Consider the following 20,888-nt stretch of genomic DNA (forward strand, 5'->3'; position numbering starts at 1 on the left):
GAACACACCAGGAGATACGGCCATGGCGTGCACTTTCGCCGACCTCTACGAACACTCCGCCGACGCCGTGCCGGACCGGACCGCCGTCATCGAGGGCCCGCGCCGGCGCACCTTCGCCGAACTCGACGCCCGCGCCAACCGGCTGGCCCACCACCTCGCCGCCGCCGGCGCGGGACCGGGGACCCACGTCGGCTTCCACATGCACAACAGCATCGAGAGTCTCGAAACACTGCTGGGCTGCTACAAGATTCGCGCGGTGCCGGTCAATATCAACTACCGGTACCGCGCGGAGGAACTGCGCTACGTCTACGACAACGCCGACCTCGAGATGACGGTGCACCACCGCTGCTACGCGCCGCTGATCGAGGAGATCCGGCCGCAATTGCCGAAGCTGCGGCACACCCTGGTAGTGGAGGACGACCAGGGCGGCGCGGGGCTGCCGACCGCCTCCGTCCTGTACGAGCAGGCGCTCGAATCCGGTTCGCCCGACCGGGATTTCGGGCCGCGCAGCGCCGACGACCACTTCATCATGTACACCGGCGGCACCACCGGCCTGCCCAAAGGTGTCGTCTGGCGGCAGGAGGACATGTGGCGGGTGCTGGGCGGCGGCATCGACTTCTACACAGGTGAACCCGTCGCCGACGAGTACCAGCAATCCCGCGCGGGGGCCGAGAACCCTTCGCCCATGACCTGGTTCGTGCTGCCGCCGCTCATCCACGCCGCCGCCATGATGCCCACCTTCACCGCGCTGTGGTCCGGCAACGCGGTGTTGTTCCAGCCGCGCTTCGACGCCGACGAGGTGTGGCAGGTGGTGGCGCGGGAGCGCCCCCAGGTCCTGGTGGTCACCGGCGACGCCATCGCCCGGCCGCTGGTGGACTCCTACCGGGCCGCGCCGGTGGACGCGTCCTCGCTGATCTCCATCGGCTCCGGCGCGGCCCAGCTCACCCAGCCGGTGAAGAACGCACTGCTGGAACTGTTCCCGAACACACTGGTCACCGAATCCATCGGCTCCTCCGAAACCGGTTTCGGCGGTATCGGATTCGCGCAGAAGGACGACGATCCGGCCCGCGCGCCGCGGGTGCACACCGGGCGCGGGGCGCTGGTGGTGGACGACGCCGGGCGGCCCGTCGCGCCGGGCGGCGAGGGCTGGGTGGCCAAGACCGGCAATGTGCCGATCGGCTACTACAAGGATCCGGTCAAGACCGACAAGCTCTTCCGCACCGTGGACGGGGTGCGCATGGTCATCACCGACGATCGCGCGCGCGTGGAGTCCGACGGGTCGGTCACCCTGATCGGCCGCGGCAACATGGTCATCAATACCGGCGGGGAGAAGGTCTTCCCGGAAGAGGTCGAGGCCACCGTCAAGGCCCATCCCGCCGTCTACGACGCGGTTGTCATCGGGGTGCCGCACGAGCGCTGGGGGCAGCTGGTGGCGGCCGTGGTTTCGCCGGCCGCGGGCGCGATCGACTTCGCCGCGCTGGCGGAGCACGTGCGGGCGCGTCTCGCGGGATACAAACTGCCGCGGCGGATCTGGGTGGCCGAGACCGTCGCGCGCACGCCGAGCGGCAAGCCCGACTATCGCTGGGCCAAGGGTTATGTGGCCGAGCGGGGACCCGACTACGAGGCGAGGTGAAGAAACTCGGTGAAACGACCGGCGTTCGTCACTGAAACCTGTTCTAATTCTGGCATGGAGGCGCATACCGTACTCGGCGAACAGGTCCGCATGCCGGTGCAGATCCGGCACGCGGACGCCTGCTCGGCGCTGTTCCTCGTCGACGCCGCCGCGGCCCCCGACCTGCTGACCAGCACCGGGCTGGAGCCGATCACGACGCTGCCCGGAAGGGCCGTGCTCTCCCTGGCCTTCGTCCGCTACATCGACGGGGACCTCGGGCCGTACCACGAATTCGCCTTCTCGCTCATGGCCAGACAGCCGGGTCGCAAGAACAGCACCGGCGCGTACATCCACTGGCTGCCGGTCAACCAGAGCTTCACCTGTGAAGCGGGACAGTCCATCTGGGGCTTCCCGAAGCTCATGGCCGATATCGACATCACGCCGGACGGCCGCGGGCACCGCTGCGAGGTCCACGTCGACGGGCAGTTCGTGCTCGCGTTGCGGGTCGCCGACGGCTTCCGCATGCCCGGCGGCGCGGGCGGGGCATCCATCGACGCGTACACCGCCCGCAACGGAATCCTGCGGCGCACACCGTGGGTCATGAATCCGGCCCAGGTCCGGGGGCGGCCGGGCGGTGCGCGGATCGAACTCGGAGACCATCCGGTCTCCGAGCAATTGCGGGCGCTGGGACTCCCCGCGCGCGCACTGTTCTCCAGCCGGATCGGCGCACTCCGCATGACCTTCGAGGACGCCGCGACGGTACTGCAGACCCGGGAGGTCCGATGAGCCGGACAGCACTCGTCACCGGAGCGGCCAGCGGCATGGGCCGCATCGTCGCGCAGCGACTCGCCGCCGCGGGCTGGCAGGTGGCCGCGGTCGACCTGAACGCCGACGGCCTGGCCACCATGGCCGCGCGCTCGCCCAACACCCACACCTACGCGTGTGACGTGTCGGATTCCGCGCAGGTCCGCGCCGTCGTCGACAAGGTGCGCGCGGAACTGGGCGCCATCGACCGCCTGGTGCACGCGGCCGGCATGGCCCACGTGCACGCCTCCGTGCTGGACCACGACGTGGCCCAGATCCGGAAGATGATGGACATCAACTACATCGGCACCGTCAACCTCTGCCAGGCCGTCATCCCCGCCATGAAGCAGGCCGGCGCGGGCACCGTGGTGCTGTTCGCCTCGCTCGCGGGCTGGCTGCCCTCACCCGGCATGGCCGGGTACACCGCCTCCAAGCACGCGGTGGTCGGCTTCGCCGACAGCCTCTCCTACGAACTGCACGACACCGGCGTGCGGCTGCTCGTGCTCTGCCCGCCCATGGTGGAGACCCCGTTCCTGGACGCGGTCCGCAAGGAGAACGCCAGCGTGCTGGGCAATGCCGGCGGCGCCACGCCCGAGAGCATTGTCGACGCGCTGGAAAAGGCACTGGCCAAACCGAAGTCGCCGCTGTTCGTCTTCCCCGGACAGGCGCGACCGGCGTATCTCATGCGGAGGCTGCTGCCCGGCCTGGCGCGTGCCATCGTCCGGCGCACGGTGCACCCCACCGAGTAAATCCCCCCGAACGTGGATGCCGGCACGTGCTCCGATCGGCATCCGCTCCCGGCGCTGGGCGGCCGGCCCTGCGGCTGCCCAGCGCTGAAACCCTTCGGCCGGAGCCGAAACCAGCTATCGTACAGCAATAATTCGGTGGCGCGCCCTCTCCCCACCAGGCACTCTGGGCTGTCTGCACTGCTCGAAGCACCTATTCGAGAGGGGATGGATGAGTTCGCGCACATCCGCTGTCAGGCTGGTTCTGCGCTACTACGGCCGGGAAATGGCCCGGCGCAAGGCAATCACGATTCCGGCCATGCTGGGGCCCGCCCTCGGCAATATCTGCCAGCTCTACATCGCGCCGCTCCTGGTCGCGGTGGTCGTGGGCAAGGTGGCCGCCACCGGTGACTCCTCGTTCGGCACACTCGCGCCGTACGTGATCGGGTTCGGCGCGTTGCTGTTCATCGCGGAAGTCTTCTGGCGGTTGGGGATCCACTGTCTCAACCGTCTCGACGCCTACGGCATCGAGAGCCTCTACAACACCGCCATGGACGAACTGCTGGCCAAGGATTCGGCGTTCTTCCACAACAACTTCGCGGGCTCGCTGACCAAGCGCGCCCTGAGCTTCGCGACCCGGTTCGAGGAGTTCGCCGACACCTTCGCCTTCGAGATCGTCGCCGCCCTGGTGCCGCTGAGCTTCGCCTCGGTGGTGCTGTGGCGCTACGACCCGATGCTGGTCGTCGTGCTGCTCGGCCTGATCGCGGTGAGTGGCGTCGTGGTCGCCCCGCTGATCCGGCGGCGCCAGCACCTGGTCGACGACCGCGAGGCCGCCATCGCGCGGGTATCGGGCCACGTCTCCGACACCCTGTCGAACATGCAGGCGGTGCGGGCCTTCGCGGCCGAACCGCAGGAGATCGACGAGCATCGGCGGCGGGTGGCGGTGCAGCGGCGAAAGTCGTTGCGGTCCTGGGACTACAACAACCTCTACATCGACACCGCGGTCACGCCGCTGATGGTGGTCGTGAACGTCTCCGGATTGCTGATCGCGCTGGGCATCGGCGGCGGGCACGCCTCGGTCGAGGTGATCATGGTGGCCTTCACCTACTACTGGAACGCCACCGGCATCATGTTCCGGTTCAACCAGATCTACCGGCGGCTGGAGAGCTCCACCACCGAGGCCGCGCAGTTCACCGAACTGCTGCTGGAATCGCCGACGGTGCTCGACACGAGCGAGCCGGAACCGCTGTGCCCCAAGGGCTCCGGCATCCGGTTCGAGCGGGTGGACTTCGCCCACGCGGGTGCGCCGCCCCTGTTCCGCGGGCTGGATCTGGATGTGGCCAGTGGCGCGCGCATCGGCCTGGTCGGCCGGTCGGGCGGCGGCAAGAGCACGCTCACCCAGCTGCTGCTGCGCATGATGGACGTCGACGGCGGAGTCATCCGTATCGGCGGACAGGATATTTCGCGCCTGCGGCAGCGTGATCTGCGCAGTCTGCTGTCCTACGTGCCGCAGGACCCGGCCATGTTCCACCGGTCGCTGAGCGACAACATTCGCTTCGCCCGGCCCGAGGCCACCGACGAAGAGGTGCGGCGCGCCGCAAAGGCCGCGCACGTCACCGAATTCGCCGATGGGCTGCCCGAGGGCATGGAGACGCTCATCGGCGAGCGCGGCGTGAAACTCTCCGGCGGGCAACGCCAGCGGGTCGCGCTCGCACGGGCCATCCTGCGCGACGCCCCGATCCTGCTGCTGGACGAGGCCACCAGCGCCCTCGACTCCGAGAGCGAAATCCTTGTGCAGCAAGCGCTCTGGGATTTGATGGAAGGGCGTACGGCGCTGGTGGTCGCGCACCGGTTGAGCACGGTGGCCGGGATGGACCGGCTGATCGTGCTCGATCGCGGGCGGATCGTCGAACAGGGCAGCCACGAGGAGCTGCTGCGCGGCGAGGGTACGTACGCGCAGCTGTGGCGGCACCAGTCCGGCGGTTTCCTCGGCGAGGAACTGGCCGCGCGCTGACGGTGAGGTGGCGATGTGAGAGGTCCGTCGCCACCTCGGCTCCGGGGGCAGTCCCCGGAATTCCTAGTTGCCCTGGAAATTGGGCTTGCGCTTCTCGGCGAAGGCGCGCGGGCCCTCCTTCGCGTCGTTGCTGCGGAAGACCGGCAGGCCGACCTTGGCGTCGATCTTGAACGCCTCTTCCTCGTGCATGCCCTCGGTGTCGCGGATGACCTTCAGGATCGCCTGCACGGCCAGCGGGCCGTTGTTGTTGATCAGCTCGGCGATCTCGAGGGCCTTGTCCAGCGCGGTCCCGTCCGGCACCACGTGGCCGATGAGGCCGAAGTTCAGCGCCTCGGCCGCGGTGATGTGGCGACCGGTCAGCAGCAGTTCCGCGGCGACGGTGTAGGGGATCTGGCGCGGCAGCCGCACCGCCGAGCCGCCCATCGGGAACAGGCTCCACTTCGCCTCGGAGACACCGAACTTGGCGCTCTCACCGGCGATGCGGATATCGGTGCCCTGCAGGATCTCGGTGCCGCCCGCGATGGCCGCGCCCTCCACCGCCGCGATCAGCGGCTTGGTCAGGCGACGGCCCTTGAGCAGACCCGGCATGCGGGACGGGTCGAACGCGCTGCCCTCCTTCATGCCATCGTCCGGGCTGCGCTTGTTCATGTTCTTCAGATCCGCGCCCGCGCAGAACGCGCCGCCGGCACCGGTGAGGATGCAGGAGCGGATCTCCGGATCGTTGTCGACGGTGTCCCACGCCTCGGTCATGATCGCCAGCATCTCGCCGGTGAGGGCGTTCTTGGACTTGGGGCGGTTCATGGTGACGATCAGCGTCGCGCCGCGCTTCTCGACCAGAGCGTGCGGTTCGGTGTTGCTAGGTGTTTCAGCAGTCGCTGCGGTCATCGCCGACCCTTCTTTCCACATGGGCGAACCAAGATTCCGGCACGAAACTACCCCGCGCCGTTGTCCTGAACAATAACGTGTTCTAGTTTGGATCATGGTGACCGCCGTCACGGGCGGCAAGTAGTGGAGAGAGTCCCATGAGCACAACGAGCAAGGCGAAGCTTCCGCCGCGCGTCACGGAATCCCTCATCAACCGGCTGACCGCGATGGTGACGGCGGGCCAGGCCGGCGAGGCCCGCGAGCCCTTCGAGATGGTCGAGGTCTACACCGGCGACGTCGTCGGCTACCTGCCGCAGTCCTCGCCCGAGGACGTCGAGGCCGCCGTCGAGATCTCCCGCGCCGCCCAGAAGGAATGGGCCGCCCGGCCGCTCAAGGACCGCCTCGCCGTATTCGAGCGCGCGCACGAGCTGATTCTCTCCGAGATCGAGACCATCGCGGACCTGATCCAGATCGGCTGCGGCAAGGCGCGACGGATGGCCATCGAGGAGGCGTGCGATACGCCGATGGTCATCGCCCACTACCTGAAGACCGCCGAGAAGACCCTCAAGCCCAAGAAGCGCAGCGGTCCCATGCCGGTCATCACCTCCTCCACCGAGGAGCACCGGCCCAAGGGCGTGGTCGCGGTCATCGCGCCGTGGAACTTCCCGTTCGCCATCTCCATGTCCGACTCCACCCCGGCGCTCATGGCCGGCAACGGGGTGATCATGAAGCCGGACAACAAGACCGCGCTGTGCACCCTCTACGGCATCGAACTGCTGCAGCAGGCGGGCCTGCCGCGCGGGCTCATCCAGGTGGTCTGCGGCGGCGGCCCCGACGTCGGCCCCACCCTCATCGACAATGTCGAGTTCGTCATGTTCACCGGTTCCACCGCCACCGGCCGCACCATCGGTGAGCAGGCCGGGCGCAACCTCATCGGCTGCAGCCTGGAACTCGGCGGCAAGAACCCGATGATCGTGCTCGACGACGTCAACCTCGACGAGGCCATCCCCTCGGCCGTGTTCGCCGTCTTCGGCAACACCGGCCAGGCGTGCATGCACATCGAGCGCATCTACGTCCACGAGCGCATCTACGACGAGTACCTGCGCCGCTTCGTGGCTGCCGCCGAGGACCTCGCCGGCAAGATGGGCGCCAGTTACGACTTCGATCCCGAGATGGGCTCGCTCGTCTCGGTGGACCACATGAAGCGCGTCGCCTCCCACGTCGACGAGGCCCGGGAGAAGGGCGCGACCGTCGTCACCGGCGGCAACCCCCGCCCCGACATCGGCCCCGCCTTCTTCGAGCCGACCGTCCTCACCGGCGTCACCAAGGACATGGCCCACGCCACCATGGAGACCTTCGGCCCCGTGGTCAGCATCTACAAGTACAGCACCGAGGACGAGGCCGTCGCGCTCGCGAACGACACCGCGTACGGCCTCAACGCCAGCATCTGGACCGGAAACATCGACCGCGCAACGAAACTCGCCGAGCGCGTCGAAGCCGGCGCCATCAATATCAACGACGGCTTCGTCACCAGCTACGCCGCCAAGGGCACCCCGTCGGGCGGCGTGAAGCAGTCCGGCGTCGGTACCCGCCACGGCGCGGCCGGCATTCTCAAGTACACCGACACCATCAATGTCGGCGTGCAGAAGAAGCAGATCATGGCGGCCCGCGCCAACATGCCGTACGAGAAGCAGCTCAAGTCCACCCTGGTCACGCTGCGCCTCATGCGGCGTCTGCACCTGGGCTGAAAGCCGTTCCACCACACCGGGTCCCGGCCGGGTGGCCGGGACCCGGCGTGCGTTCGGGTCAGGGTCGCTGCGCGGTCAGCGACAGCCGGGCCACCCCGATGATGTGCGCACCCATCGAGAACGACGCGACCGTCGGGGTGGTCGCCGCGGGCAGGTCCAGCGTCGGGGTGTCCAGGGCCAGCACGGAGATCTCGTATGTGTGCGGCCGGTCCCCGGCGGGCGGGCACGGACCCAGGTAGCCGGGGACACCGGCGTCGCTGGCGCCCGCCACACCCGCGGCGCCCGCGGTGAAATCGGTTGCGGCGGCGGGGATGTCCCAGTTCATCCAATGCCAGAAGCCCGCGCCGGTCGGCGCGTCCGGGTCGAACATGGTGACCGCGAAGCTCTTCGCTCCGGCCGGAGCGCCGGACCAGTGCAGGCGCGGGGCGTGATTGGCGGCCGTGCAGCCGAAGGCGCCCGCGTAGAAGTCCGCCGGGAAGGCACGGTCGGCCGTGGCGTCGGCGGTGGTGACGGTGAACTGGGCGGCCGACGCCGGGACTACGGCCCGAACCTGAACGGACGGAACCGGATTCGAGCTCGGGGTCGCGGCGGACGAATCCCGGTCGCTGCCGCAGGCGGCGGCGGACAACAGGGCCGCCACGGCGAAGGTCGCGGAAACGATACGTGCGGTGCGATTCATGGCGGTTCTCCTCGTCGTTCGACTGACAAGAAGAGACTCTCGGAATCCGGTATCGCCAGGGAGATCGTCCGCACCCTGGTATCCCGCGTGCCACCCGGCCGCACCCTAGGCTGAGGGCCGGGAGCCCGGGCGGTGCCGGGGCTCCGGCGAGAAGGAGTGCGAGCGTGGACACTACGACATCGGGAAGGGAGCTGGGCGCCTTCCTGCGGGCCATGCGGGAGCGGCTGGCCCCCGAACAGGCCGGTCTGCCGAATGTCGGTCAGCGGCGCACTCCGGGCCTGCGACGGCAGGAGGTGGCACAGCTCGCGGCGGTCAGCGTCGACTGGTACATCCGCCTCGAGCAGGGCCGCGTCGGCACCCCCGGCGCCGCCATCCTCGACGCCCTCGCCGACGCCCTGCGGCTCACCGACGCCGAGCGCGCGCACCTGCATCTCATCGCCCGTGGCGCCCAGCCGCCCACCCGCCGCCGACCGGCCGACCCGCCGGAGTCGCTGCGCGCCATCCTCGACGGCCTGCCCGCGCTCCCGGCCTACCTGTCCGACTTCCGCCTCGACGTGCTGGCCCGCAACACCGCCGCGTCGGCCCTGTTCGGCCCGGGCTTCGAACCAGGCATCAATGTCGCTCGCCTGACCCTGCTCGACCCCGCCACCCGCGCCACCCAGCTGGACTGGGACCGGGTGGCCCGCGAGACCGTCGGCAACCTGCGCCGCAACCTGGCCCGCCACCCCGACGACCCGCGCCTGCGCGAGGTGATCGGCGAATTGCGCACGGAGAGCCCCGAATTCGCCACCTGGTGGGACGACCATGCGGTTCAGGACCGCAGCCACGGCACCAAACGCATCCGGCATCCCGGCGCGGGCGACCTGACGGTCTGCTACGACAATCTCACCAGCCCCGACGGGGCCGACCACAGCATCACGGTCCTCACGCCCGTGGACGCGACGTCCGCCGCCGCCCTGCGCACCATCCTCACCGACCACGCGGACCGCCTGGGCGGCACCCGCCTTCGTCCGGTCGCGGGCTGACGACTGAAAACCAACCCCGAAAACAAGCGGGGCCCCTGAAAAACACGCGGGTCCCTGAAAAACACGCGGGTCCCTGAAAAACACGCGGGTCCCTGAAAAACACGCGGGGTCCCTGAAAAACACAAAACCCCCGGCTCTCGAAAGAGCCAGGGGCCGAGTTGTGTCTCAACCACACAGTCGGGGTGACAGGATTTGAACCTGCGACCTCTTCGTCCCGAACGAAGCGCGCTACCAAGCTGCGCCACACCCCGTGAAGCGAACGTGCAGTAGCTTAGCGCACCCGTCGTCCAGACGTTAAATCGGCTGGTCAGGTGCTCTAAAGCAGCCGAAAAGTGGCGAACAGCTTACGCGCGAAATCGGCCGTGACCGAGCGATCCACGCCCGTGTCGGCGAGGATCACCAGCACCAGCGAACCCTTGCCGGCGCCCACGCTGAGGGCGAAGGTGTAGACCGAATAGCCGGTGGCGCATCCCGCGGGAGCGGTGAAGCCGCCGCTGGTCTCCAGGAAGGTGCCGTGCAGCTGGCCGTCGCTGGTGTCGAGGGGTTGCGCGGTGCCGGCGGTGAGCGAGGTCTTGGTGGTGTAGCCGATGCGGGCGGCGTGCGCACCCACATCGGTGGCAGCCGCGGTCGCGTCGGAGACATCCGAGGTGGACAGGAACATGGTGGTCCGCACATTGCTCGGGCAGTAGTCCGAACCCTCCTCCGCGAAGCCCGCCGCGGGAATGCTGTCGGTGCCGTTCCCGTAGGTGGTGGCGGTCAGATCGGTCTTCCAGTCGCTGGGGATGTCCCACGCGGCCTTCAGGTCCTTGGGCACGTCGACCTGATAGCCGGGAATCTGGGGAGTCAGGGTGGACGCCGGGGCCGTGGTGGTGCGCGGCGTGGTGGCGGGCGCGCTGGTGATCGAGGTGGGCTTCGCGGCGGTCGGGGTGGGGCCTTTGCCGGAATCGTGCATCACGATCACGATCGCCACGACGGCCACGATCGCAACCACGAGCGCGCCTGCGCCCGCCAGCAGCCACACCCGCCCGCGATTGCCGCCCGGCGGGGGCCCGAAGCCGCCCGGTTGCCCGGCGGCGAAGGGCGACGCGCCCGTGCTGTACGAATTCGCGCTCGGCGGAACGGGATTCGGCCCGGACCGATAGGGCGAGGACTGGTAGGAGTTTGGCCCCGACTGGTACGGGTTCGGGCCCGGCCACGGTCCAGGACCCGAGGCCGGACCGGGCCCCGGGATCGGATTCGGCCCGGAGGCTTGGGGATTCGGGCTCGGATGGGGATGTGGGGGCGGCGGGCTGGGCTGCGGCCGTTCGTGCACCGGCCCCTGCCACCAGTCCCCGCTGGACGTCGTCTTCTCCGGATCGATGTCCTGGCCGTCGGTTTCACCGCTCATCGTCGGACCCCCTGTGACGAGTCGTGCCGCCTACTGGATCGGGCGGATACTGGCGAGAATCTTCTTCGCTAGGGTGGCGTCCACGGACTGGTCCACCCCGGTGTCCGCGGCGATGGTGAACACGAAAGCGCCGCTGTCGCCGGGGAAGGCGAAGGTGTAGACCGAATACGTCGAGGCACAGCCCGCCGCCGGAGCCGGGGCAGCGCCCTTGGTCTCCATGTAGATGCCCTGCAGCTGCCCGTCAGAGGACTGGAAGGACTCGGAGGCGCCAGGCGTCGCACCCGTCGACGTGGACCAGCCGATGCGGCCCATCCGGGTGCCGATGTCGGCCGCCGCCCGCGCCGGATCCGTCTCGTCGGACTGGGTCAGAAAGATGTTGGTGCGCACGTACTTCGGGCAGTACTCGATGCCGTCCTGCGCCAGCCCGGCCACCGGAATGCTGTCCGCGCCGCTGCCGAAGGTACTCTGCCCGGTGCCGTCCACCTTCCAGCCCTGCGGAATGTCGTATGCCGCACCGTTGTCCGGGATCGTGACCACCTGGTACCCGGGGATCACCGCGGCGGGCGTGCTGGTCGCCTTCGGGGCGGTGGTCCTGGCGGTCGTCGGCCGGCCCGACGGGGTGGGCTTGGCCGCGGTCGAGGTGAGCGCGCTGATCAGCGACGGCGTGGTGTTCGACTTCGCCGAGGCGTCGTTCGAGTTCCGGTGCACCAGCGCCACGACCGCCACCGCGGCGATGATCGCCAGCACCAGCACGCCGACACCGGCGAACAGCCATACCCGGCGATTGCCGCCACCGGGCGGCGGGGGATAGGGCGGCTGCTGGCCATAGCCGGGCTGCTGGCCGTAGCCCTGCGGCGCGCCGAACGCTTGGGTCGGCGGGTACTGGGCGGGACCGGGCGGATAGGGCTGGCCGTACGGACCGCCGGTGAGCGGGGTCGTCGGCTGCGGCAGCCCGTAGCCGGGCTGCTGCCAGCCCGGATTGGGTTGCGGCGCACCATAACCCGGCTGCGGCGACTGTTGCGGCTGCTGCCAGGCCTGATCCTGTCCGGGCACACCCTGCCACCAGTCCGGATCGGGTTCCGGACGGCCGGGCTCGTTGCTGTGGTCGTTTCCACTGGTCACGGTTGCCCCCTGACTGACGACTACATACCGCGCTGTATATCGCGGCGGGCGCTCACCGCGCGACGGCCTCCGACGACGCGGTGCGGCCCCGCCCCGACTCGGCGACCGGCTTCTTCGGCGGCGCGCCGACCAGCGTCAGCAGCGTCGCCTCCGGGCGGCAGCAGAACCGGTACGGAGCCCAGGGCGAGGTCCCCAGACCCGCCGACACGTGCAGCCGGGTGTGCGCGCCCCAGCGCGAGGTGCCCTTCACCCGGGCGCGGTCGATCCCGCAGTTGGTCACCAGGGCGCCGAAGCCCGGCAGGCACAGCTGCCCACCGTGGGTGTGGCCCGCCATCACCAGGTCGTAGCCGTCGGCCGCGAACCGGTCCAGCACCCGCGGCTCCGGCGAGTGGGTGAGCCCGATGCTCAAGTCCGCCAGCGGATTCGGCGCACCCGCAACGGTGTCGTAGCGGTCCCGCTGCAGATGCGGATCGTCCACGCCCGCGGTCGAGATCCGCACCCCGGCGACCTCGATATCGCGGCGCACATGCGTCAGATCCAGCCAGCCCCGCTCGGTGAACGCGGCCCGCAGATCCTGCCAGGGCAGCGGATCGCCGTAGACCCGCTTGTGGTCCTTGTTGAAGTACTTGAGCGGGTTCTTCGGCACCGGCGCGAAGTAATCGTTCGAGCCGAACACGAAAATGCCGGGACGCGCGAGCAATCCGCCCAGCGACTGCACCACGGCGGGCACCGACTTCTGGTGCGAGAGGTTGTCCCCGGTGTTCACCACCAGATCCGGCTCCAGCCGGTCCAGCTCCCGCAGCCAGGCCTGCTTCAACTGCTGCCCGGGCATCATGTGCAGGTCGCTGATGTGCAGCACCCGTAGGGAGGGCTTGCCCGGTTCCAGCACCGGTAGTGTCGCCTCACGCAGCGTGAAGGCATTGCGCTCGATGAGCGTCGCGTATCCGATTCCGGCGACCGCGGCCCCGGCGGCTCCGAGTGCGGCACGGCTGAGGGCGGAGGTCGAGAAGACGGGCATTTGCCCAGAATAGGCGACCCGGCGGAGAAACATCGAGTCAAATGAGCTGGACCACGACAGAAGTCCCTCGTACCGTGTCGCTCATGTCGGAACTCAAATCCAAGCTGCGGTCGGATATGACCACCGCGATGAAGAGCAAGGACACGCTGCGGCTGGCCACCCTGCGGATGCTGCTGTCCGCCGTTCAGAACGCGGAAGTCGCCGGACCAGAGGCCCGTGAGCTTTCCGACGCGGAGATCATCGCCGTCCTGCAGAAGGAGGCGAAGAAGCGCAATGAGGCCGCCGTCGTCTACGAGCAGGCCGGGCGTGGCGAACTGGCCGCCAACGAGCGCGCCGAGGAATCGATCATCGACGAGTACCTGCCCACCCAGCTCACCGATGCCGAGGTGGGCGACATCGCCGACACCGCCATCGCCGACGTCGCCGAGCAGCTGGGGGAGCGGCCGGGGATGAAGCAGATGGGTCAGGTCATGAAGGTCGCGACGGCGCTCGCCGCGGGGCGCGCGGACGGGTCGCGGATCTCCGCCGCCGTGAAGGCACGACTCTGACACTGTCTTATTAATACGAAAGGCCCGGAGTGAGTGAATCACTCCGGGCCTTTCCTTTGCCCACCGCGAGATTGCCTACCGCGGGATCGGGATGGGAATCGGGATCGGCGGCAGCTGCGGGATGGTGATGCTCGGCAAGCCCGGCACCGTGGGCGGCGCGTTCGGCGCGGGCGCCGGGATCTGACTGCCGTCGCTCACGTAGAGCGTGATCACCGAGCCCGGGATGGCCGACCCGTTCGGCGACACGTTCATGACCGTCCCCTTGTTCGCGCCCGGCTGCGTCGTCACCGACACCTGGAAGCCCGCCCCGACCAGGGTGGAGGTGGCCTCCGCCTGGGTCATGCCGATCACATCCGGGATCTGCGAATTGTTCGATCCGCGAACGTACTTGTCGTCCAGCGGCGGCAGCGCCGCCGGCGGGAAGTGGTCGAGCACGTTCTTCATCGCGCCCAGATAGGTTTTCGCGGGTTCATTACCGCCGTACAGGTTTCCGCTGCCGCAGCTGCGCAGCGGGAACGAGCAGATCTCACCGGGCGTCGGGCTGTCGCCGTAGATGTAGCTGGCCCCGGCGAAGGAGTTGGTGAAGGCCAGGAAGGCCGAGGACCGGTGGGTCTCGGTGGTGCCCGTCTTGGCCGAGGTCGGGACGTTCCAGCCCACCGAGTGCGCCGAACCGGCACCGGTACCGCTCACCACGTCCTGGCTCAGGGCGTTGGCGAGAGTGTTGGCCAGGCCCGGATCGACCACCTGCTCACAGGCCTGCTGGGTCAGCGGTACCTGCTTGCCGTTGCGGTCCACCACCTCCTTGATCGGGTTGGGTGGGCACCACTTGCCGCTGGAGGCCAGCGTGGCGGCCACATTCGACAGTTCGAGGGGGTTGATCGCCACCGGGCCCAGGGTGAACGAGCCCAGGTTCTGGTCCTTGATCATGTCGGCCAGGCTCTGGTTGCCGTGGCCGGAGGTGCCGGGCTGGGTGTAGGAACGCATGCCCAGGCGCACCGCCATATCGACGGTCGGCTGCACCCCGACGGCCTGGATCAGCTTGACGAAGGCCGTGTTCGGCGAGGTCGCCAGCGCCTGCGTCACCGACATCGAGCCCGCGTAGTTGCCCGCGTTCTTCACGCAGTAGGTCTCCGGCGGGCAGCCCGGCGTCCCGGAATTACCCATGCCCTTGGCCGAGAAGAACGACGGGACATCCAGCGTGGCATTGATGCCCAGGCCCTTCTCCATGGCCGCGGCCGTGGTGAAGATCTTGAAGATCGAGCCCGCGCCGTCACCGACCATCGAGTACGGCTGTGGCTGCACGGTCTGATGCGCGTTGGCGTCCAGGCCGTAGACGCGGCTCGAGCCCATGGCCAGCACCGGATGCGAATCCTGGCCGGGCGCCACGATATTCATGACCTCGGCGATGTCGTCCAGATTCGGGTTGGTGTTGGCGGCCAGCGAGTCGCGCACCTGGTCCTGGACCGCCGGGTCCAGCGTGGTGCGGATCAGGTAGCCGCCCTTCTCGAGCTGATCGCGGCTGATGCCGGCGTTGGTCAGGTACTGCATCGCGTAGTCGCAGAAGAAGCCGCGGTCATTGGCCGCGATGCAGCCGCGCGGCAGGCCCTTGGGCTCGGGCAGCACGCCGAGGGGCAATTCCTTGGCCTTGCGATACTCGTCGGCGCGATTGGGCACATTCTGGATCAGCGTGTCCAGCACGGTGTTCCGGCGCTCCAGCACGCCCGTGGGGTTGGTGTACGGGTTCAGCTTGGAGCTGGACTGCACCATGCCGGCGAGCATGGCCGACTGCACGACGTTCAGATCCTTGGCGTCCACGCCGAAGTAGGTCTGCGCGGCGTCCTGGATGCCGTACGAGCCGTTGCCGAAGGGCACCAGGTTGAGATACCGGGTGAGGATCTCGTCCTTGGTGAGCCGCTTGTCCAGGGTCAGCGCCATCCGGATCTCGCGGATCTTGCGGGCGGGGGTGGTCTCGGTGGCGGCCCGGCGTTCGGCGTCGGTCTTGGCCACGACGAGCAGCAGGTAGTTCTTCACATACTGCTGGTCGATGGTGGAGCCACCCTGGGAGACCTGGCCGCCCGACGTGTTGGTCAGGAAGGCCCGGAAGGTGCCCTGCCAGTCCACACCGTGGTGGTCGGCGAAGCGCTTGTCCTCCACCGAGACCAGGGACAGCTTCATGTCATTGGAGATCTTCTCGCTGGGGACCTCGAAGCGGCGCTGCTCGTACAGCCAGGCGAACGGTGTCCCATTCGCATCCACCATGGTCGAGACGGCGGGCACACTGCCCTCGACGAGTTCGGCGGAGACATTGTCGACGGCGTCCGCGGCTCGGTTGGAGATGAACCCGAAGCCACCGGCGAGCGGGAACAGCAGACCGGCGAGCAACACGGCGGCCAAGACGCACGCGCCTGCCAGTCTCCAGAGCGTTCGTGTGATCGGCACGGGCCCTAGCCTAATTGGCCTTGCGGACACTCGGTGTTCGCCCGGCGGGGTGTTCATTCGTCCTAAAAGAGACGGACTGCCCGGTTCCGTGCAACGAATGCGTGGACGGACGTACCAGAAAATCTCGGGACGGTCTTGCGCAGGCCGCACACCTTTACCTAGATTGAGAACCCAGTGTGATAGAGCTAACACTCAAAGTGGAATGTGGTGCAGAACGCAGTGGGGTTGGGTAACTGCGCGCTGCACTCGCGATTCTGGAGCGCCGTGACCCGGTGTTCGGACTGCAAAGGGGCACACCAAATGCACATGACTACCCCGATCGCTCGATTGGACGTGGAGCAGGCCGAAGCGAGAATCGCCTGGGTTTCCCAGGCCCGATGCAAGGAAGTGGATCCCGACCAGCTGTTCGTGCGTGGCGCAGCGCAGCGCAAAGCGGCAACCATCTGCCGGCACTGCCCGGTGCTGATGGAGTGCGGGGCGGATGCCCTGGACAACCGTGTCGAGTTCGGAGTGTGGGGCGGCATGACCGAGCGGCAGCGCCGCGCGCTGCTCAAGCAGCATCCGGAGGTGACGAGTTGGGCGGACTTCTTCCGCGTCCAGCGATCACAGAAGGTAGCGATGTAACCGAGTATCCCTTACCCAGATCCCCCCTATAAGCAGAACGGATCGAGCCCGCGAAAGCGGGCTCGATCCGTGTCCGGGGTCGGATCGGGCATTTCAAACCAAAGGGTCGAACTGCCTGACTCTGTCAGGCGGACTTCACGCCCGCCTCGACCAGCTGATCACCCACCGCGCGCAGTGCTTCCAGGTCGGCGACCTCGAACGGCAGCGCGGTGACGGCGACGATCGGAACGCTCGGGTGCGCGCCCGTGAAGCGGTGCAGCAGATGCTGTTCCCGCTTGGCGGTGGCCGCCCGGTGTGCGTGAATGCGCAGTACCGCGGCGGCCAGGGCTTCCGGGGTATCCGCCTCGGGTTCCGGCGTCGCGCCGTTGGTCGCGGTCTCCGGCGCGAGCCGATCCGCGGCGACCTGCGCCTCCTCCGCGGACAGGCCGCTCAGCACCGGGTGGGTCCGGTTCAGTACCAGGCCGGCCAGCGGCATCCGGTCGGTCGAGAGCCGATCGACGAAGAAGCTCGCCTCGCGCAGCGCGTCCGGCTCGGCCGCGGCCACCACCAGGAAGTGGGTGCCCGGCCGCGACAGCATGGCGTAGGTGCGGTCCGCGCGATCCTGGAAGCCGCCGAACATGGACTCCAGTGACTGCAAGAAGACACTGGCGTCTTTGAGCAATTGACCGCCGACAATGGTCGAGACGCCGCGCAGCGCCAGGCTCATGGCACCCGCCACGAACCTCCCGACCCCGCGGCCCGGGGCCATGATGACCCGGATCATCTTGCCGTTGAGGAAGTTCCCCAGCCGCTTCGGCGCGTCCAGGAAGTCCAGGGCATTGCGGGAGGGCGGGGTGTCGACCACGATCAGGTCCCACTCGCGCTTGGACGCCAGCTGCCCGAGCTTCTCCATCGCCATGTACTCCTGGGTGCCACCGAAGGAGGACGCGACGGTCTGGTAGATCGGGTTGGCGAAGATCTGCTCGGCCTTGTCCGGGCTGGTGTGCTCGAGCACCATGTCGTCGAAGGTGCGGCGCATGTTCAGCATCATGGCGAACAGCTCGCCCTTGGCCTCGGGCCCGAGTTCGACCTTCTGCGGGGCGTTTCCGAGATCGCTCACGCCCAGCGACTGGGCCAGCCGGCGCGCCGGGTCGATGGTGAGCACCACGACCTTGCGGCCCGACTCGGCGGCGCGCAGCGCGATGGCCGCGGCCGTGGTGGTCTTGCCGACGCCGCCGGAGCCGCAGCACACCACGATGCGGGCCGACGGATCCGCGAGGATCTTCGAAATGTCCAGGGGCACAGTGCCTGCCGGAACGACCATGACTAGCGAACCCCCTGCGCGCTCAAGACTTCGGCCAGCTCGTAGAGCCCGCCCAGATCCATGCCGTCGGTCAGCGACGGCAGGTACAGCCGCGAGATGTCGAGCTGGGCCAGTTCGGCGGCGCTCTCGTCCTGGGCGGCCAGCCGCGCGGAATGCTCCACGGTCTCGGCGACCAGGCCCTCGAAATCGGTCTCGGACAGGCTGATCCCGGCCTCGGTCAGTCCGGCCCGCAGGGCGTCGATGTCGACCGTGCCCTGCGCGGCCTGTTCGCGCACCGAGCGCGGCAGGTAGCCCTCGCTCGCCCGATTCACGATGACCGTCCCGATATTCAGGTCGTTGGCGGTGAGTTCGGCGACGGCGTCGGCGGTTTCCTGCACCGGCAGCGCCTCCAGCAGCGTGACCAGGTGGATCATGGTCTGCTCGGAGTGCAGCAGCTTGGACACGCCCTCGGCCTGCGCGGCGATGGGACCGCCGCCGGCGATCTCGACCATGGCCTGGGTGACGTCCAGGAAACTGGCGATGCGGCCGGTCGGGGGCGCGTCGATGACGATCTCGTCGTAGGCGGGCTTGCCGGACTTGTCGGCGCGCACCGCGCATTCCTTGATCTTGCCGGTGAGGATCACGTCGCGCAGGCCCGGCGCGATGGTGGTGACGAACTCGATGGCGCCCACCCGGCGCATGGCGCGCCCGGCGAAGCCCAGGTTGTAGAACATGTCGAGGTACTCGAGGAAGGCGTGCTCGACATCGAGGGCCAGTGCCATCACCTCGCCGCCGCCGTCCGCGGTGGCGATGCGAGTCTCGGTGGGCGGCAAGGGCGGGAGATCGAACAGCTGGGCAATGGACTGTCTGCCCTCGACCTCGACCAGCAGCACCCGGCGCCCCCCGGCGGCCAGCGCCAGTGCCAGTGCCCCGGCGACGGTCGACTTCCCGGTGCCCCCCTTCCCGGAAACGTAGTGCAGGCGGGCCTTGTCCGCCCGCTCCGGCCAACCTGCTTCGACCCCCGGCTCAACCGAAACGGGCACTGCTATCGGTACTCCCACGCTCGCGAGCCTATAACTCGTTCCGAATTCCTGCCCACAGGACTCGGCAACTGTCTGATACACCACTCTGGAAACTCGTATTTCCTGATCCCGCAGCGTAGTCGGCGGGCCTGGGGAACTGGGGGAAGCCGGCCGGGGCTAGTCTCAGCGCATGAGTGATGTGACCGTGTGGGAGTACGCGACGGTGCCCCTGTTGACCCATGCCACCAAGGCCATTCTCGACCAGTGGGGTTCCGACGGCTGGGAACTCGTCACGGTGCTGCCCGGACCGACCGGTGAACAGCACGTCGCCTATCTGAAGCGGGCGAAGAGCTGATGTCCTGGGCCGAGAACCTGAAGGAGCTCGGGCTCGAACTGCCGCCGGCTCCGAAGCCGGTCGCGGTGTACGTGCCCGGCGTCCGGTCCGGCAACTACGTCTACACCTCCGGTCAGTTGCCGTTCGTGAACGGCGAGCTGCCGCTGACCGGCAAGCTCGGCGCCGAGGTCACCGTCGAGCAGGGCGCTGAGATGGCCAGGCTGGCCGCCCTCAACGCCCTTGCGGTCGTGCACGATCTGGTCGGCCTGGACAATGTCGTGCGCATCGTCAAGGTCGTCGGTTTCGTGGCCTCCGCGTCCGGCTTCAACAGCCAGCCGCTGGTCATCAACGGCGCGTCCGAGCTGCTCGGCGCGGTGCTCGGCGAGGCCGGGGTGCACGCCCGTTCCGCGGTCGGCGTCAACGAGCTGCCCCTGAACACCCCGGTCGAGGTGGAACTCATCGCCGAGGTGCGGTAACCCCGAAATGCTTGGGGCACAGTCGGAAGCGTGATGCGTTCAACTCTGGACGCATCACGCTCGGTGCATTAGGACGAAACAATGACGCTCACTCACCCCGCGTACGAGCAACTGCGGCAAGTGACTCCGTCCGCCGCCGTCGTGCTGGCCGACAATCCCAGCGGAATGACATTGCAGGGCACCAACACCTGGCTGCTGCGCGCTCCCGGCGCCACGGAATACGTTGTGGTGGACCCGGGTCCGAAGGACCGCGCGCACACCGAGGCGCTGGTGCGCGAGACCGGTGGGAACATCGCCCTCACCCTCATCACCCACAAGCACCACGACCACACCGGCGGTATCGACCACCTGGTCAAGGCCACCGGAACCGCGGTGCGCGCCAAGGATTCCGAGTTCCTGCGTGGGGCGGGCACCCACCTGACCGACGGCGAGGTCATCGAAGTCGCCGGGCTGCGCATCACGGTGCTCGCCACCGCGGGGCACACCGAGGACTCGCTCAGCTTCCTGCTCGACGGCCCGGACGACGAGCAAGCGCTGCTCACCGGTGACACCGTTCTCGGAAGTGGTACGACCGTCCTGGAATCCTGGGACGGCGCGCTGGCGGCCTATCTGGACTCGCTGAATCGGCTAGTGGCGGTCGCTTCCGGCCGCACTCTGCTCCCGGCCCACGGTCCCGACCACGCCGACGCCGAACCGGTCATCCGCTACTACATCGCCCACCGCGAGGAGCGCCTGAACCAGGTCCGCGCCGCCCTGGAGAAGCTCGGCCCCAAAGCCAAAGCGCTGCAGATCGTCGCCGAGGTCTACGCCGATGTGGACAAGCGCCTCTGGCCGGCCGCCCACAGCTCGGTCGAAGCGCAGCTGGCGTACCTGCGTTCACAGGTATAGGGGTTTCAGGGGCGAAGCCCCTGAAACTCCGAAGAGTTTGGTCCTTTACGCGTCGAGGCGGGGGGGGGCCGCCGCCCGGGGGGGGGGGGGGGGGCCGGGCGGGCACAGAACTCCTTGTCCGGGCAGGGGGTACAGAACTCGTAGACGTACGGAGCGATTCTCCGTCATGTACGTGTCCGCCCCCAAGTGCGCGCCCCGGGCGCCCCGTAATGGAGTCGCTCGCCCTCACGCACCGTCGATAGCCTGGCCCCATGCCTGCCGCGCACGAAGTCATGAC

General features: G+C 68.5%; 19 protein-coding genes and 1 tRNA gene. 11 read left to right on the plus strand and 9 right to left on the minus strand.

Annotated features, from left to right (window positions below; all coding sequences use genetic code 11):
• The first annotated feature begins 22 nt into the window (after positions 1–22).
• The 4 genes from ACFXHE_RS29435 (at position 23) to ACFXHE_RS29450 (ending at position 5,155) form a co-directional block, all read left to right on the plus strand.
• On the plus strand, positions 23–1,633 hold the full coding sequence (locus ACFXHE_RS29435; protein ID WP_379387672.1) for an acyl-CoA synthetase: 1,611 nt from the start codon (positions 23–25) through the stop codon (positions 1,631–1,633).
• 54 nt (positions 1,634–1,687) lie between these two features.
• A complete protein-coding gene (locus tag ACFXHE_RS29440; protein ID WP_379387673.1) occupies positions 1,688–2,398 on the plus strand; it encodes an acetoacetate decarboxylase family protein in 711 nt (236 codons plus the stop codon).
• Positions 2,395–3,165 carry an SDR family NAD(P)-dependent oxidoreductase gene (locus ACFXHE_RS29445; protein WP_379387674.1) on the plus strand — a complete coding sequence of 257 codons (771 nt, stop codon included), beginning with the start codon at positions 2,395–2,397 and terminating at the stop codon, positions 3,163–3,165. Before ACFXHE_RS29440 ends, ACFXHE_RS29445 begins: the two co-directional genes overlap by 4 nt.
• Positions 3,166–3,373: 208 nt before the next feature.
• The gene (locus ACFXHE_RS29450; protein ID WP_379387675.1) at positions 3,374–5,155 is read left to right on the plus strand and encodes an ABC transporter ATP-binding protein; all 1,782 of its coding nucleotides are present in this window, start codon (positions 3,374–3,376) and stop codon (positions 5,153–5,155) included.
• 63 nt (positions 5,156–5,218) lie between these two features.
• Here ACFXHE_RS29450 and ACFXHE_RS29455 read toward each other — a convergent pair whose 3' ends face one another.
• Positions 5,219–6,040: a crotonase/enoyl-CoA hydratase family protein gene (locus ACFXHE_RS29455; protein WP_379387676.1), complete on the minus strand. Its 822-nt coding sequence runs from the start codon at positions 6,038–6,040 to the stop codon at positions 5,219–5,221.
• A 137-nt stretch (positions 6,041–6,177) separates the two neighbouring features.
• Here ACFXHE_RS29455 and ACFXHE_RS29460 point away from each other — a divergent pair, with 137 nt between their 5' ends.
• On the plus strand, positions 6,178–7,767 hold the full coding sequence (locus tag ACFXHE_RS29460; RefSeq protein WP_379387677.1) for a succinic semialdehyde dehydrogenase: 1,590 nt from the start codon (positions 6,178–6,180) through the stop codon (positions 7,765–7,767).
• Positions 7,768–7,825: 58 nt separating this feature from the next.
• On the opposite strand, the gene ACFXHE_RS29465 is transcribed toward ACFXHE_RS29460, so the two are convergent.
• Positions 7,826–8,446, minus strand: coding sequence for a YbhB/YbcL family Raf kinase inhibitor-like protein (locus ACFXHE_RS29465; protein WP_379387678.1), 621 nt, complete (start codon positions 8,444–8,446; stop codon positions 7,826–7,828).
• A gap of 164 nt (positions 8,447–8,610) precedes the next feature.
• On the opposite strand from ACFXHE_RS29465, the gene ACFXHE_RS29470 reads away from it, so the two are divergent.
• Complete coding sequence (locus tag ACFXHE_RS29470; protein WP_379387679.1) at positions 8,611–9,471, plus strand: helix-turn-helix transcriptional regulator; 861 nt, start codon at positions 8,611–8,613, stop codon at positions 9,469–9,471.
• Positions 9,472–9,648: 177 nt separating this feature from the next.
• Here ACFXHE_RS29470 and ACFXHE_RS29475 read toward each other — a convergent pair.
• The 4 genes from ACFXHE_RS29475 to ACFXHE_RS29490 all read right to left on the minus strand — a co-directional run bounded on the left by ACFXHE_RS29475 (position 9,649) and on the right by ACFXHE_RS29490 (position 12,998).
• Positions 9,649–9,722, minus strand: a tRNA-Pro gene (locus tag ACFXHE_RS29475).
• A gap of 65 nt (positions 9,723–9,787) precedes the next feature.
• The gene (locus tag ACFXHE_RS29480) at positions 9,788–10,858 is read right to left on the minus strand and encodes a hypothetical protein (protein WP_379387680.1); all 1,071 of its coding nucleotides are present in this window, start codon (positions 10,856–10,858) and stop codon (positions 9,788–9,790) included.
• A gap of 30 nt (positions 10,859–10,888) precedes the next feature.
• Entirely contained in the window at positions 10,889–11,980 is a 1,092-nt protein-coding gene (locus ACFXHE_RS29485; RefSeq protein ID WP_379387681.1) for a hypothetical protein, read from the minus strand.
• Positions 11,981–12,032: 52 nt separating this feature from the next.
• Positions 12,033–12,998, minus strand: a complete 966-nt coding sequence (locus tag ACFXHE_RS29490) for a metallophosphoesterase (RefSeq protein ID WP_379387682.1) — start codon at positions 12,996–12,998, stop codon at positions 12,033–12,035.
• An 83-nt stretch (positions 12,999–13,081) separates the two neighbouring features.
• Here ACFXHE_RS29490 and ACFXHE_RS29495 point away from each other — a divergent pair, with 83 nt between their 5' ends.
• Positions 13,082–13,546 (plus strand): GatB/YqeY domain-containing protein, encoded by a 465-nt coding sequence (locus ACFXHE_RS29495; RefSeq protein WP_379387683.1) that lies wholly within the window; start codon positions 13,082–13,084, stop codon positions 13,544–13,546.
• 75 nt (positions 13,547–13,621) lie between these two features.
• Here ACFXHE_RS29495 and ACFXHE_RS29500 read toward each other — a convergent pair whose 3' ends face one another.
• Complete coding sequence (locus ACFXHE_RS29500; RefSeq protein WP_379387684.1) at positions 13,622–15,985, minus strand: penicillin-binding protein; 2,364 nt, start codon at positions 15,983–15,985, stop codon at positions 13,622–13,624.
• Between the two features lie 300 nt (positions 15,986–16,285).
• On the opposite strand from ACFXHE_RS29500, the gene ACFXHE_RS29505 reads away from it, so the two are divergent.
• Complete coding sequence (locus tag ACFXHE_RS29505; protein ID WP_033089817.1) at positions 16,286–16,609, plus strand: WhiB family transcriptional regulator; 324 nt, start codon at positions 16,286–16,288, stop codon at positions 16,607–16,609.
• 124 nt (positions 16,610–16,733) lie between these two features.
• Here ACFXHE_RS29505 and ACFXHE_RS29510 read toward each other — a convergent pair whose 3' ends face one another.
• Positions 16,734–17,912, minus strand: coding sequence for an ArsA family ATPase (locus ACFXHE_RS29510; protein ID WP_354839050.1), 1,179 nt, complete (start codon positions 17,910–17,912; stop codon positions 16,734–16,736).
• A 2-nt stretch (positions 17,913–17,914) separates the two neighbouring features.
• Positions 17,915–18,934: an ArsA-related P-loop ATPase gene (locus tag ACFXHE_RS29515; RefSeq protein ID WP_379387685.1), complete on the minus strand. Its 1,020-nt coding sequence runs from the start codon at positions 18,932–18,934 to the stop codon at positions 17,915–17,917.
• A gap of 169 nt (positions 18,935–19,103) precedes the next feature.
• On the opposite strand from ACFXHE_RS29515, the gene ACFXHE_RS29520 reads away from it, so the two are divergent.
• The 3 genes from ACFXHE_RS29520 to ACFXHE_RS29530 all read left to right on the plus strand — a co-directional run bounded on the left by ACFXHE_RS29520 (position 19,104) and on the right by ACFXHE_RS29530 (position 20,611).
• Positions 19,104–19,268, plus strand: coding sequence for a DUF4177 domain-containing protein (locus ACFXHE_RS29520; protein ID WP_085996654.1), 165 nt, complete (start codon positions 19,104–19,106; stop codon positions 19,266–19,268).
• On the plus strand, positions 19,268–19,723 hold the full coding sequence (locus tag ACFXHE_RS29525; protein ID WP_379387686.1) for a RidA family protein: 456 nt from the start codon (positions 19,268–19,270) through the stop codon (positions 19,721–19,723). Before ACFXHE_RS29520 ends, ACFXHE_RS29525 begins: the two co-directional genes overlap by 1 nt.
• A gap of 81 nt (positions 19,724–19,804) precedes the next feature.
• The gene (locus tag ACFXHE_RS29530) at positions 19,805–20,611 is read left to right on the plus strand and encodes an MBL fold metallo-hydrolase (RefSeq protein WP_379387687.1); all 807 of its coding nucleotides are present in this window, start codon (positions 19,805–19,807) and stop codon (positions 20,609–20,611) included.
• Positions 20,612–20,888: the final 277 nt, after the last annotated feature.

This window comes from Nocardia sp. NPDC059229 (assembly GCF_042754165.1).
Taxonomy (GTDB): Bacteria; Actinomycetota; Actinomycetes; order Mycobacteriales; family Mycobacteriaceae; genus Nocardia.

Excerpts from the sequence above, each read along its gene's own strand:
- ACFXHE_RS29435 (WP_379387672.1), top strand. The coding sequence starts at position 23 with ATGGCGTGCACTTTCGCCGACCTCTACGAACACTCCGCCGACGCCGTG.
- ACFXHE_RS29440 (WP_379387673.1), top strand. The coding sequence starts at position 1,688 with ATGGAGGCGCATACCGTACTCGGCGAACAGGTCCGCATGCCGGTGCAG.
- ACFXHE_RS29445 (WP_379387674.1), top strand. The coding sequence starts at position 2,395 with ATGAGCCGGACAGCACTCGTCACCGGAGCGGCCAGCGGCATGGGCCGC.
- ACFXHE_RS29450 (WP_379387675.1), top strand. The coding sequence starts at position 3,374 with ATGAGTTCGCGCACATCCGCTGTCAGGCTGGTTCTGCGCTACTACGGC.
- ACFXHE_RS29455 (WP_379387676.1), bottom strand. The coding sequence starts at position 6,040 with ATGACCGCAGCGACTGCTGAAACACCTAGCAACACCGAACCGCACGCT.
- ACFXHE_RS29460 (WP_379387677.1), top strand. The coding sequence starts at position 6,178 with ATGAGCACAACGAGCAAGGCGAAGCTTCCGCCGCGCGTCACGGAATCC.
- ACFXHE_RS29465 (WP_379387678.1), bottom strand. The coding sequence starts at position 8,446 with ATGAATCGCACCGCACGTATCGTTTCCGCGACCTTCGCCGTGGCGGCC.
- ACFXHE_RS29480 (WP_379387680.1), bottom strand. The coding sequence starts at position 10,858 with ATGAGCGGTGAAACCGACGGCCAGGACATCGATCCGGAGAAGACGACG.
- ACFXHE_RS29490 (WP_379387682.1), bottom strand. The coding sequence starts at position 12,998 with ATGCCCGTCTTCTCGACCTCCGCCCTCAGCCGTGCCGCACTCGGAGCC.
- ACFXHE_RS29495 (WP_379387683.1), top strand. The coding sequence starts at position 13,082 with ATGTCGGAACTCAAATCCAAGCTGCGGTCGGATATGACCACCGCGATG.
- ACFXHE_RS29505 (WP_033089817.1), top strand. The coding sequence starts at position 16,286 with ATGCACATGACTACCCCGATCGCTCGATTGGACGTGGAGCAGGCCGAA.
- ACFXHE_RS29510 (WP_354839050.1), bottom strand. The coding sequence starts at position 17,912 with ATGGTCGTTCCGGCAGGCACTGTGCCCCTGGACATTTCGAAGATCCTC.
- ACFXHE_RS29520 (WP_085996654.1), top strand. The coding sequence starts at position 19,104 with ATGAGTGATGTGACCGTGTGGGAGTACGCGACGGTGCCCCTGTTGACC.
- ACFXHE_RS29525 (WP_379387686.1), top strand. The coding sequence starts at position 19,268 with ATGTCCTGGGCCGAGAACCTGAAGGAGCTCGGGCTCGAACTGCCGCCG.
- ACFXHE_RS29530 (WP_379387687.1), top strand. The coding sequence starts at position 19,805 with ATGACGCTCACTCACCCCGCGTACGAGCAACTGCGGCAAGTGACTCCG.